Here is a 12,280-nt window from a genome sequence, read left to right on the forward strand (position 1 = left end):
CCGATATCCTCGGCGGTGATCGCGTCGACCACGGTGTCGGCGTTGCGCTTGATGTTCTGCGCATTCGCCAGGCTCTGGCGCACGCCGGTCACGATGATCTCGTCCCGGCCCGTCTCGGGCTGCGTTACCGATGCATCCTGCGCACTGTCCGCCGTGCCGGTGGTGCTGCCGGCCTGCCCAGATGCGGTCGATGCCGTGTCGTCGCTGGCGACCGGCATGCCGGAAACCGCGCCCTGCGATCCTGCGCCCGCAGACTGGGCGGCACCGCCAGCACCTGTCTGGCTCCAGGCGGGCTGCGACGCCAGCAGCAACGCCAAGGTCGACACACCAACATGCAATACCCGACGCCCAACGCGAGCGTCACGCAAACCGCGACCCGTCATGCAACCCCTCCAAATCTCGCCCCAACCACGTGCCGGTCTTCCGCCGGCAGCGGCATCGCGGCCAACCATGGCCGAGATCGCATGGAATATCTTAGAGCCGATCCGGCCACAAGACGGATTTGAGAAATTGATATAAGTATTATTCGATAATTTTGATCGTCTTTGCAGATGATCGACACCTGCAAAGGCCCCTCATGACTAACCCTATGATTCATCATCATATAAGCTGCGTGAAGCGACGTGCCATGTGTCGGACCTGTGCCAATTTGGGCACAGGAAACCAGAATCTGGTACCGCTAACTCTATAGTCTCAGCAGCCACATCCTGAAGATTAGGGCGTCATATCAACAGCATAACTACGACGACGGCGAGATCGCCGGAAACCGGCTCGATCAACGCTCCTGAAATGCGAAGGCCCCGACCAGGCAAAGCACCGCACGCCCAACCTTTATGCCCGCGACGTGACTCGTGATGCGCGCATCACCGGCCGTCACGGTGATCAGGCCGCGCAAGCCCGTGTTCGGCCCCGTATTCGGCGTCGCCCGCTCGGCTGGCCCTTTATCCGTTCCTCCACGATCCCGTGAACGGGCTGTCAGTGCGCCCGCATGCTCCCGGTCAGCCAGGCGCGCGCCTTGCGCTGTGCCTCCGCGATCTCCCGCGCGCTCATGTCCATCGCAACCTCGGCACGCGCGACCTGCGCCGGCACGAAGCCGCTGATCGCGGCCAGGTTGAACCATTTATGTGCTTCAACCAGGTCGAGCAGCGTGCCACCCGATCCGGTCGAGCAGGCGACGCCGCGATCGTACAGCGCGACACCGTCGCGCACCCCCTGTTCCACCCCGTTGGTCATCATGACGAAAGTCCCCTGTTCATGCGCTCGACCGTTCGTTCGGTCGATTCGTTCGATGAACAGGGTTTGGGGCCGATTCGGTCGATATCTGGTTAACGCGTTAACCTTGATCGACAGGCACGTTGTCGATCAGCCGGGTGCTGCCCATCCGCGCCGCCGCCAGCAGGCGCCGGGGCCGGTCCGCCGCCGGATCGACCGCCAGCGTCTCGGCATCGGCCAGCGCGACATAATCCACCTCGAAACCGGCCGCGCTCAGCGTGGCGCGCGCATCGTCCAGCACGGCGGCGACATCCTCGCCGCGCGCGATGGCGCGGGCCGCGACGCCCAGCGCCCGGGGAAGCGCCACCGCCCTGGCGCGCTCGTCCGCATCCAGGTAGATGTTGCGCGACGACAGGGCCAGGCCGTCATCCTCGCGCTGCGTCGGCACGCCGACGATCTCGATGCCCATGTCCAGGTCCGCGACCATGCGGCGGATCACGGCGATCTGCTGGAAATCCTTTTCCCCAAAATAGGCTGCATCGGGGCGCACTTGGTTGAACAGTTTGGTCACCACGGTCGCCACCCCGTCGAAATGGCCGGGACGCGCCGCGCCGTCGAAACTCTCCGACACGCCCGAGACGCTGATCGTGGTGGCAAAGCCGTCGGGATACATGGTGTCGACGGCGGGCATCCACACCGCGTCGCAGCCCGCCTCGGTCAGCATGCGGATGTCGGCCATCTCGCGCCGCGGATAGCGACTCAGATCCTCGTTCGGTCCGAACTGGCGCGGATTGACGAAGATCGATGCGACGACCTTCGTGCCCGGCCGCTTGGCCGCCTCGATCAGCGAGACATGCCCCGCATGCAGGGCCCCCATGGTGGGCACCAGCACGACGCGAAAGCCGTCCGACCGATATTCCGCCACGGCGGCCGCAAGCGCGTCCCGTTCGCGAATGACTTGCACTGATTTTACCCCTCGTTCCCCAGGCCGGGGGCTTCTATGTAGGGTGGCAACAGGGATCAATAAGGAAGCGACGAGTTGCCCGAGCGGCCCCCGCATACCCATGTCATCGTCTTCGCCAACGAAAAGGGCGGAACCGGCAAGTCGACCACCGCGGTCCATGTCGCGATCGCGCTTGCCGCAAAGGGCGCCCGCGTCGCGTGCTTCGACCTCGATCATCGCCAGCGCACCGTCGGGCGGTATCTGGACAATCGTGCCGAAACCATCCGGCGCAGCGGCATCGCCCTGCCCATGCCGAAACATGCCACGCACAGCAGCCAGACCGAGGAGGGGTTCGAGGAGACCTGGTTCCGGCTGTGCCAGGATGCCGACTTCCTGATCGTCGACACGCCCGGTCGCGACGATCCGTTCGCGCGCACCGCGGCGGCCTTGTCCAACACGCTGGTCACGCCGATGAACGACAGCTTCGTCGATTTCGACCTGATCGGGCAGGTCCATCCCGAAACCTTTCAGGTGACCCGCCCCTCCTTCTATTCCGAACTGATCTGGGATGCGCGCAAGCAGCGTGCGCGTCAGGACGGCACCACGATCGACTGGGTCGTGCTGCGCAACCGTCTGCAGCATATCGAGGCGCGCAACATGCGCCGCGTGTCGGACGCGCTGACGCAGCTCGCCAAGCGGGTCGGCTTCCGCATCATTCCGGGTCTCGGCGAGCGTGTCATCTACCGCGAGATGTTTCCGGCGGGCCTGACCATGATCGATGCCAAGGAATTCGGCCAGATGGGGCTGGCCCATGTCGCCGCGCGGCAGGAGCTGCGCGAGATGATGGCCGCGCTGCAATTGCCCGAGGCCGATGCGCCGGATGCCGCCGCGTGAAGCGGATCCCGGCATGAAGTGGATCCCGGCATGAAGTGGATCATCGTCGCGCTGGTGATCTGGCTGGCGTGGCGCTTCCTGGCCAAGCCGAGGCCGAAGCACAAGGCCGCGTCGCTGGCAGACGAGGCCGCCGCCCGGGCGCTGCTCGGGCTGGATGCGGCGGCCGGGCCGGATGCCATCCGCGCCGCGCATCGCCGGCTGGTGGCGGATACCCATCCCGATCGCGGCGGATCGGCCGAGCTGACCCGCCGGATCAACGCCGCGCGCGACCTGCTGCTCAAGTCGCGTCGCTGACCCCAGACCTTCCTGCCTGCCGGACCCGACATGACCCAGCCGATCCATCCCACTGCCCTGCGTGAATACGACATTCGCGGCACCGTGGGGCAGACGCTGGACGAGGGCGCGGCCTATGCGATCGGGCGCGCCTTCGCCACGCGGGTGCGCCGCGTGGGCGGCGTCCGCGTCGCGGTCGGTTATGACGGGCGGCTGTCCTCGCCCGCGCTGGAGGCAGCGCTGGTCCGCGGGCTGACTGCATCAGGCGTCGATGTGGTCCGCATCGGCATGGGCCCCACGCCGATGCTGTACCATGCGGAAGCGACCCTAGAAGTGGAAGCCGCCATACAGGTAACCGGAAGCCACAATCCCGCCCAGGACAATGGCTTCAAAATGGTGCTTCAGTCTCATCCCTTTTACGGCGAGGACATTCAGGATCTCGCGCGGATTGCCGCGGCGCAGGACTGGGAGCAGGGGCGGATTGGGACGGTCACGGACAACCCGACCGTCGAGGCCTATCTGGGCGACCTGTCGGCGGGATATGCCGGGGGGCGTTTCCGGATCGGATGGGACGCGGGGAACGGGGCCTCCGGTCCGATCGTCGAACGGCTGGCGAAGCTGCTTCCGGGTGAGCATCACCTGCTGTTTACCGATGTCGATGGACATTTTCCCAACCACCATCCCGATCCTACCGAAGAAGCCAATCTGGCGCATCTGAAACGCCTCGTCATCGATAAAAAGCTCGATTTCGGTTTCGCTTTCGATGGCGACGGCGACCGGATCGGCGCGGTCGACGGTCAGGGCCGCGTGCTGTGGGGCGACCAGTTGCTCGCGATCCTGGCAGAACCCGCGCTCGCCGAGCATCCCGGCGCACCGATCGTCGCCGACGTGAAGGCCAGCCAGACCCTGTTCGATCGCGTCGCCGAACTTGGCGGCCGGCCGGTCATGGCACCGACCGGCCACAGCTTGATGAAGGTCGCGATGATGCGGACCGGCGCCCCGCTGGGCGGCGAGATGTCGGGCCATATGTTCTTCGCGGGCGACTGGTACGGGTTCGACGACGCCCATTATGCCGCGATCCGGCTGATCCGCGCGATCCATCTGTCCGGCCGCTCGCTGGATGCGCTGCGCGATGCGATGCCGGTGCGCGTCGCCACGCCCGAATTGCGCCTGCCTGTCGCGGAGGACCGCAAGTTCGCGGTTGCCGATGCCATTGTCGATGCCGTCGTCGCGCAAGGCGCGCAGGTGGACCGCACGGACGGCGCCCGCGTGACCACGCCCGACGGCTGGTGGCTGCTCCGCGCCTCCAACACCCAGGCTGCACTCACCATCCGCGCGGAGGCGGCGGACCAGGCCGGACTGGACCGGCTGCTCGCGACCATCGACCGCCACCTCGCGGCCCATGGCCTGCAACGGACCCCCGGCTTCCCTGCGAACCATTAAGGCTCGCATTTCTGCCCTTTCGCGCCCACATAGCGGCTATGCGCGCCCGCCAGCAGCCCGACATCATCCGAGTCATCGATCTGGAGACCACCGGCTCCGCCCCGCCCACCCATGCCGTGTGCGAGGTCGGCTGGCAGGATGTGGCATTGGGCGCCGATGGCCGTTGGGAGCTGTATGGCGAGGGTGGCAGCATCCTGGTCAATCCCGGCCGCCCGATCCCGCCGATCACCCAGGCGATCCATCACATCCTGGACGAACAGGTCGCCGACGCACCCTGGTGGCACGATGTCGCGCGTCAGGTGCTCGATCCCTGGCCGCGCCGCCTCGCGCTCGCTGCGCACCGCGCCGATTTCGAGCAGCAATATTGCACGCCCGCCTTCACCCGCTCGGCCGACTGGATCTGCACCTGGAAATGCGCGCTGCGGCTATGGCCGGACAGCCCCAGCTTCTCCAACCAGGTGCTGCGCTACTGGCGCAAGCCCGACGGGCTGGAGCATGAGCGCGGCCTGCCCATCCACCGCGCCTTTCCGGACGCCTATGTCACCGCCTTCCACCTGCGCGACCAGTTGAACGAAGCGAGCCTGGCGCAGCTTCTCGAATGGTCGCGCCAGCCCGGCTTGCTCCCCCGCGTCCGCTACGGCCCGGATCGCGGCAAGGACTGGCGCGAGATCGAGGAGGAGTCGCTGGTCGGCTTCCTGTCCGACCGCGATCCGGACGTCCGCTTCACCGCGGAGACCGAGATGGCCCGGCGCCGCGGCGGCGGCCATATCGGCCGCCCCAGCGCGCAGGAACTGCTGCTATAAATCTTTCCGGCCAGTAAGCCCATGTGATTGCACCGTTTCTACTCGAACCGGTCAACGCGTCTCCCTCTGGCGCCGGGCAAAGCCTTGGCGTAAGGCCTCGGCCATGTTGGGGGCCTCCAAAGGGATCGCACGCCGGGGATTGATGGGCCGCTTCCTGATCGGAAGCATGGCCCTCGGCTTTGCCGCGCTTGTCGCGATCGGTGTCGCGGCCTTTTTCACCCTGAACAATGCCCAGCGCCATACCGGCGCGCTGATCCATTCCTACCAGGTGGAAAGCACGATCGCCGATATCGGCCGGCTGGTGGAACAGGCGGAGACCTCGCGGCGCGGCTATATGCTGTCGGGTCGCGCCTCCTTCCTCACCACCCATGCCAACGCCGCCGCCGCGATCCCGCAGGCGGTGGACCGCTTCGCCGCCCTCACGCGGGACAATCCGCGCCAGCAGCAACTGGTCGCCGACGTGCGAGGCGATGTCCGCACGCTGCTTGCCGAGCATGCGCGCACCAACGCGCTGGTCCGGGCCGGCCGGGGCAGCGCGGCGCTCGCCCGCTTCCGTGCGCAGACGGGCGCGCACATCGTCCTTGCCCTGCGCGAAAACTTCGCCGCGATGAACGCCGACGAGCGCCGCCTTCTCGCCTATCGCGCCGGCGAGCGCGCATCGAGCGAGCGGATCTTCTATATCGTGCTGACCGCCGGGGTGGTCGTGTTCGTGCTGGTGGCACTCGCCTCGCTGCTCACCATCCTGCGCTACACCCGCGACCTTTCCGCCTCGCGCGACGAACTCGGTTTGCTCAACGAAACGCTGGAAGATCAGGTGGAAGAGCGCACCGCCGACCTGGCGCTCGCCAACGAGGAAATACAGCGCTTCGCCTATATCGTCAGCCACGATCTGCGCTCGCCCCTCGTCAACGTCATGGGCTTCACCGCCGAACTCTCCGCCGCCACCGCCCCTCTCGCCGAACTCGTCACCCGCGCCGAGGCGGAAGCCCCTCATATCGTGACCGAAGATGCCCGCCTCGCCGCGCGCGAGGATCTGCCCGAATCGATCCGCTTCATCCGTACCTCCACCGCCAAGATGGACCGGCTGATCAACGCGATCCTGAAGCTCAGCCGCGAGGGCCGCCGCACCATCGCCCCCGAACCGCTAGACCCCGCGGCACTGGTCGACACGATCATCGCCTCGATCCAGCACGTCATCGACGAACGCGGCGTCACCGTCACCGTGCGCCGGCCGATGCCGCGCATCGTGACGGACCGGCTGGCGATCGAGCAGATCCTGTCCAACCTGATCGAGAACGCGACCAAATATCTCCAGCCGGGCCGCGCGGGCGAGGTCACCGTGTCCGCCGTCCGCGACCGCGCCCGCGTCATCATCTCGGTCAAGGACAATGGCCGCGGCATCGATCCGCGCGACCATCAGCGCATCTTCGACCTGTTCCGCCGCTCCGGGCAGCAGGACCAGCCGGGCGAGGGCATCGGCCTGGCCCATGTCCGCGCGCTCGCCTATCGCCTGGGCGGCACCATCGCCGTCGAATCGCAACTCGGCCAGGGCGCCACCTTCCACCTGTCGCTTCCCTCCTCTCTCCATCAGGACGTCGCTGCCTCATGAACGACCATCGCACCGTCGGCATCATCATGATCGAGGATGACGAGGGCCATGCCCGCCTCATCGAAAAGAACATTCGCCGCGCCGGCATCCTGAACGACCTGAAGCATTTCACCGACGGCACCACCGCGCTCGACCATCTGTTCGAGGCGGCCGACGGCCCGGCCAAGAACGGCCCGGCGCTGGTGCTGCTCGACCTGAACCTTCCCGACATGAGCGGCACCGACATTCTCGCCCGGATCAAGGCGGAGGACAGCCCGCTCAAGCGCACCCCCGTCGTCGTGCTGACCACCACCGACGACAAGGTGGAGATCCAGCGTTGCTACGATCTGGGCTGCAACGTCTACATCACCAAGCCGGTGAATTACGAGAGCTTCGCCCAGGCGATTCGCCAGCTTGGCCTGTTCCTGTCGGTGATCCAGGTGCCGGAGATCGAGGACTGAGCGTGACCGACGGCGGCCCCCGCATCCTCTATATCGACGACGACGCCGGGCTGTGCCGTCTGGCGAGCCGCGTGCTGCGCCGCCACGGCTATCAGGTGACGAGCGCGCCGGACGGCGCCACCGGGCTGGCGGAGGCGGCGGCGAACGCGTTCGACCTGATCGCGGTCGATCATTACATGCCGGGCATGGACGGGCTGGAAACGCTGGAGCGCATCCGCGAACTGCCCGCCCCGCCGCCCGTCGTCTACGTCACCGGGTCGGACGAGGGCCGCATCGCGGTCGCCGCGCTGAAGGCGGGTGCCGCCGATTATGTGGTGAAGACGGTGGGCGAGGACTTTTTCGACCTGCTGTCCGCCAGCTTCGCGCAGGTGCTGGACCGCACCGCGCTGGAACGCGACAAGACCCAGGCGGAGGCCGATCTGCGCGCTTCCAACGCCCGGCTGGAAGCGCTGCTCGGCGAGGTGAACCACCGCGTCGCCAACTCGCTGCAGCTCGTGTCCGCAATGGTGGGGCTGCAGGCGGGCGTGCTGGCCGACCAACAGGCGCGCGACGCGCTCGCCGATACGCAGCGGCGCATCCAGGCGATCGCGCAGGTCCATCGCCGCCTCTACACCGCCAACGACGTCGAAAGCGTCGACATGCGCGACTATCTCGGCGCGCTGGTCGATGAACTGGCCGAAACCTGGTCGACCGACAGCGCCCCGCGCGCGCTGCGCCTCGCCGCCGAGCCGATCCGGCTGCCCACCGACAAGGCGGTGTCGCTCGGCGTGATCGTCACCGAGCTTGTCACCAACGCCTGCAAATACGCCTATCCCGCCGACGCCTCCGGCGAAGTCCGCGTCCACCTCACCCGCGACGGTGACGACGGCTTCCTGCTCATCGTGGAAGACGACGGCTGCGGCCTCTCGATCGACGCCGCCCCGCGCGGCACCGGCCTCGGCACCCGCCTGATGCGCGCCATGGCGCAAAGCCTGCACAGCAGCCTCGAATACGACCCCGCCCACCGCGGCGCCCGCGCCATGCTGAAAGCCAGCATCGCTTAGTTCATATACCCCTCTCCCCTCCGGGGAGAGGGAGGGGCCCATCGCGAAGCGATGGGAGGGTGAGGGGCCGCCGCACAGCGCAACATCAGAACGTGATAGTTTTACCTTGATCCGCCCGTGCCAAGCAGAAATCGAGCCGCTTTCCGGGAGCGTATCGAGGTACTGTCGCGTGCGCACCCTGTCTCTCGATACACGGTCTCGATACGCGGCTGTGCCGCTACTCGACGGTTACTCGAGACGAACGGGTAGGGATTCGACCACTTGTCATCCGATTCTAGAGCAAGCTGCGTGAAATCCGATCCACCCCCTCCGTTCGTGCTGAGCCCTTCGACTGGCTTGCAAGCCAGCCGCTCAGGATAAACTTCAGCGCTTCGCGCTGAAGTCGAAGCACAGCCCCAGCGCTTGGCCTTCGACTTCGGCGCCACGCGCCGAAGTTTATCCTGAGCTTGTCGAAGGGCTCAGGCCGAACGGATGTGCTGACGCAGGTTTAACGCACGATGCTCTTTGGGAAAGGATACAGCATTTATAGCTCCTCCCTTGGAGGGGAGGGGAGGCCCTGAGTCACGACAACCCGCGCCGAACCCCTTCCAGCACCACGCCGAACACCGCATGCGACGCCGCGCTATACGCATGCATGGCAGCGGACGTATCCTGCGGCGCCGGCCCCCAGCCGAACGCCGGCACCCCGACATCGTCGATCGCCAGCATCGTCGCCATGCCGAACGGCACGCCGAACCCGCGCGACACGCGCGGATCACCGGCGGCCAGAGCCCCGTAAGCAATACCGATCGCCGCGCCCGTCGCGTAATGGACCAGCGTCCCCGCCGTCTCACGCCGCTTCTGCGTCACCGGCTCGCCGGTCACCAGCCGGCTGGCGCTGTCGGCGGCCTTGATCGTGGACGGATCATCGTTGCTGCCACCACCCATCAGCGGTGACACGCCGCGCTGGAATGCGTCCATCGCCGCGGCCGCCACCAGTCCGCCGACCAGCCCGATGCCTACCGTCTGCCAAAGCCTTGCCATTGCACCCGTCCTTGTCGCCGCTTCGGCAACAGAACGTCCGCGACCCCCCGCATGTTCAGGGGGTCGCGACGAAATGCTTCGGATCAAACGTCCAGATTGGCGACGTTCAGCGCATTGTCCTGGATGAACTCGCGCCGCGGCTCGACCACCTCGCCCATCAGGCGCGAGAACACCTCGTCCGCCGCCGCCACATCGTCGCTGGTCACGCGCAGCATCGAGCGGTTGGACGGATCGAGCGTCGTCTCCCAAAGCTGCTCGGCGTTCATCTCGCCCAGCCCCTTGTAACGCTGGATGGCCAGGCCCTTGCGCCCCGCCGCCAGGATCGCGTCGAGCAACTGGCTGGGCCGCGCCACGCGCGTCTGGCCACGCGTCAACACGGTCGTCGCCTGCCCGTCCTCGTCGGTCGGCACCGCATCGACGGGCGCCTCGGTCCCCGCCGCGCCCCGCATCGGCACCAGCTTGGCGGCCTGCGCGAAGCTGTCCGCCTGCTCGGCCGCCAGCGCGTGCAGCTTGCGTGCCTCGGCGGAGACCAGGAAGGTCGCCTCGACAATGTGGTGGTCGGTCACGCCGCGCCATAGCCGCTCGAAATGCACGCCGCCCTCTTCGGTCAGGCGGGCACTCCACGTCGCCTCGCTGTCGCCCGCGTCCAGACGGCGCGTCACCTCGGCGATCGCGCCCTCACGCCCGGCCCGGTCCAGCATGGGATCCAGCGCACCGGCCAGCGCCAGCACCTCGACGATCGACGGGTCGTAGCGCCGCGGCACGTAGCGCATCAGCGTGCGCATCCGCCGCGCATGATCGGCCAGCGCCTTCAGATCCTGCCCCGACCGCGTGCCGGTCGCGCCTTCCAGCATCATCGACGCCACGCCGCCCTCGACCAGATACTCGTCCAGCGCCGCCTCGTCCTTCAGATAGACCTCGGAACGCCCCTTGGTCGCCTTGTAGAGCGGCGGCTGCGCGATGAAGAGGTGCCCGCGCTCGATCAGCTCGGGCATCTGGCGATAGAAGAAGGTCAGCAGCAGCGTGCGGATATGCGCGCCGTCCACATCGGCGTCGGTCATGATGACGACCTTGTGGTAGCGCAGCTTGTCCGCGTTGAAATCCTCGCGGCCGATGCCGGTGCCCATCGCCTGAATCAGCGTGCCGATCTCCTTGGACGAGATCATCCGGTCGAAGCGCGCCCGCTCGGTGTTCAGGATCTTGCCGCGAAGGGGCAGGATCGCCTGGAAATGCCGGTCGCGCCCCTGCTTGGCGGAGCCGCCCGCCGAGTCGCCTTCCACCAGGAACAGCTCCGACTTGGCCGGGTCCTTTTCCTGGCAATCGGCCAGCTTGCCGGGCAGGCTGGCGATGTCCATCACGCCCTTGCGCCGGGTCAGCTCGCGCGCCTTCTTCGCCGCCTCACGCGCAGCCGCGGCATCGATCACCTTGGCGATGATCGAGCGGGCATGGGCGGGGTTCTCTTCCAGCCACTCGGCCAGCTTGTCCGCCATCAGGCTTTCCAGCGGCGCACGCACTTCGGAGGAGACCAGCTTGTCCTTGGTCTGCGAACTGAACTTCGGATCGGGCAGCTTGACCGAGACGATCGCGGTCAGTCCTTCGCGCATGTCGTCGCCGGTCAGCGACACCTTTTCCTTCTTCAGCAGGCCGGACTTGTCGGCATAGGCGTTCAGCGTGCGGGTCAGCGCCGCACGGAACGCCGCGATATGCGTGCCGCCATCGCGCTGCGGGATGTTGTTGGTGAACGCCAGGACATTCTCGTAATAGCTGTCGTTCCACTCCAGCGCGACATCCATGCCGATATAGTCGCGCTGCCCGGTGATCGCGATCGGCTCGGGGATCAGCGCCGCCTTGGTGCGGTCCAGCCACTTCACGAACGCGGCGATCCCGCCCTCGTAGAACAGCTCCACCGTCTTCGGTTCGTCATGGCGCGCATCGGTCAGGAACAGGCGCACGCCCGAATTCAGGAACGCCAGCTCGCGATACCGATGCTCCAGCTTGTCGAAGTCGAACTCGGTGATCTTGAAGGTCGACGGGCTGGGCAGGAAGGTGACGCGCGTCCCCTTCTGCCCCGGCTCCGCCTTACCCACCACCTTCAGCGGCGCGACCGCATCGCCGTGCGCGAAGCGCATGTAATGCTCCTCGCCGTCGCGCCAGATCGTCAGGTCCAGGAATTCGGACAACGCGTTCACCACCGACACGCCGACGCCGTGCAGGCCGCCCGACACCTTGTAGGCATTGTCGTCGCTGGTGTTCTCGAACTTCCCGCCCGCGTGAAGCTGAGTCATGATGACCTCGGCCGCCGACACGCCCTCTTCGGGGTGGATTCCGGTCGGAATGCCGCGGCCGTTATCGGTGACGCTCACCGACCCGTCGGGGTTCAGCGTGATGTCGATCCGGTCGCAATGCCCCGCCAGCGCCTCGTCGATCGCGTTGTCGGATACCTCGAACACCATGTGGTGCAGGCCCGATCCGTCGTCGGTATCGCCGATATACATGCCCGGCCGCTTGCGTACTGCGTCGAGGCCCTTCAGCACCTTGATCGAGGAGGCGCCGTATTCGCTGTTCTGGGGGGTGTCTGCCATGCCAAGCATATAGGG

12 protein-coding genes are annotated in these 12,280 nt (G+C 66.8%); 7 read left to right on the top strand and 5 right to left on the bottom strand.

Annotation, left to right across the window (positions count from 1 at the left end):
• From Q0U08_RS11990 to panC, 3 genes are all read right to left on the bottom strand, one after another.
• On the bottom strand, positions 1-326 hold a 326-nt coding region (locus tag Q0U08_RS11990; protein WP_298091643.1), incomplete at its 3' end, for a hypothetical protein.
• A 649-nt stretch (positions 327-975) separates the two neighbouring features.
• Positions 976-1,236: a hypothetical protein gene (locus tag Q0U08_RS11995; RefSeq protein ID WP_298091644.1), complete on the bottom strand. Its 261-nt coding sequence runs from the start codon at positions 1,234-1,236 to the stop codon at positions 976-978.
• Between the two features lie 97 nt (positions 1,237-1,333).
• The gene (gene panC / locus Q0U08_RS12000) at positions 1,334-2,176 is read right to left on the bottom strand and encodes a pantoate--beta-alanine ligase (protein WP_298091645.1); all 843 of its coding nucleotides are present in this window, start codon (positions 2,174-2,176) and stop codon (positions 1,334-1,336) included.
• 75 nt (positions 2,177-2,251) lie between these two features.
• Between panC and Q0U08_RS12005 the strand changes: the two genes are divergently transcribed.
• The 7 genes from Q0U08_RS12005 to Q0U08_RS12035 all read left to right on the top strand — a co-directional run bounded on the left by Q0U08_RS12005 (position 2,252) and on the right by Q0U08_RS12035 (position 8,660).
• A complete protein-coding gene (locus tag Q0U08_RS12005; RefSeq protein ID WP_112381914.1) occupies positions 2,252-3,049 on the top strand; it encodes a division plane positioning ATPase MipZ in 798 nt (265 codons plus the stop codon).
• Positions 3,050-3,079: 30 nt separating this feature from the next.
• Positions 3,080-3,343, top strand: a complete 264-nt coding sequence (locus Q0U08_RS12010) for a J domain-containing protein (protein ID WP_298091646.1) — start codon at positions 3,080-3,082, stop codon at positions 3,341-3,343.
• Between the two features lie 30 nt (positions 3,344-3,373).
• Positions 3,374-4,765, top strand: coding sequence for a phosphoglucomutase/phosphomannomutase PgmG (gene pgmG / locus Q0U08_RS12015; RefSeq protein WP_298091647.1), 1,392 nt, complete (start codon positions 3,374-3,376; stop codon positions 4,763-4,765).
• 38 nt (positions 4,766-4,803) lie between these two features.
• On the top strand, positions 4,804-5,568 hold the full coding sequence (locus Q0U08_RS12020; RefSeq protein WP_112381911.1) for an exonuclease domain-containing protein: 765 nt from the start codon (positions 4,804-4,806) through the stop codon (positions 5,566-5,568).
• A 103-nt stretch (positions 5,569-5,671) separates the two neighbouring features.
• Positions 5,672-7,177 (top strand): ATP-binding protein, encoded by a 1,506-nt coding sequence (locus Q0U08_RS12025; RefSeq protein WP_298091648.1) that lies wholly within the window; start codon positions 5,672-5,674, stop codon positions 7,175-7,177.
• The gene (locus Q0U08_RS12030; RefSeq protein WP_298091649.1) at positions 7,174-7,617 is read left to right on the top strand and encodes a response regulator; all 444 of its coding nucleotides are present in this window, start codon (positions 7,174-7,176) and stop codon (positions 7,615-7,617) included. Before Q0U08_RS12025 ends, Q0U08_RS12030 begins: the two co-directional genes overlap by 4 nt.
• Before the next feature lie 2 nt (positions 7,618-7,619).
• On the top strand, positions 7,620-8,660 hold the full coding sequence (locus tag Q0U08_RS12035) for a response regulator (protein WP_298091650.1): 1,041 nt from the start codon (positions 7,620-7,622) through the stop codon (positions 8,658-8,660).
• 561 nt (positions 8,661-9,221) lie between these two features.
• Here Q0U08_RS12035 and Q0U08_RS12040 read toward each other — a convergent pair.
• Both Q0U08_RS12040 and gyrB read right to left on the bottom strand, forming a co-directional pair.
• The gene (locus Q0U08_RS12040; RefSeq protein ID WP_298091651.1) at positions 9,222-9,683 is read right to left on the bottom strand and encodes a DUF1440 domain-containing protein; all 462 of its coding nucleotides are present in this window, start codon (positions 9,681-9,683) and stop codon (positions 9,222-9,224) included.
• 83 nt (positions 9,684-9,766) lie between these two features.
• Complete coding sequence (gene gyrB, locus Q0U08_RS12045; RefSeq protein ID WP_298091652.1) at positions 9,767-12,265, bottom strand: DNA topoisomerase (ATP-hydrolyzing) subunit B; 2,499 nt, start codon at positions 12,263-12,265, stop codon at positions 9,767-9,769.
• Positions 12,266-12,280 lie beyond the last annotated feature (15 nt).

This window comes from uncultured Sphingomonas sp., assembly GCF_946477935.1.
Taxonomy (GTDB): domain Bacteria; phylum Pseudomonadota; class Alphaproteobacteria; order Sphingomonadales; family Sphingomonadaceae; genus Sphingomonas.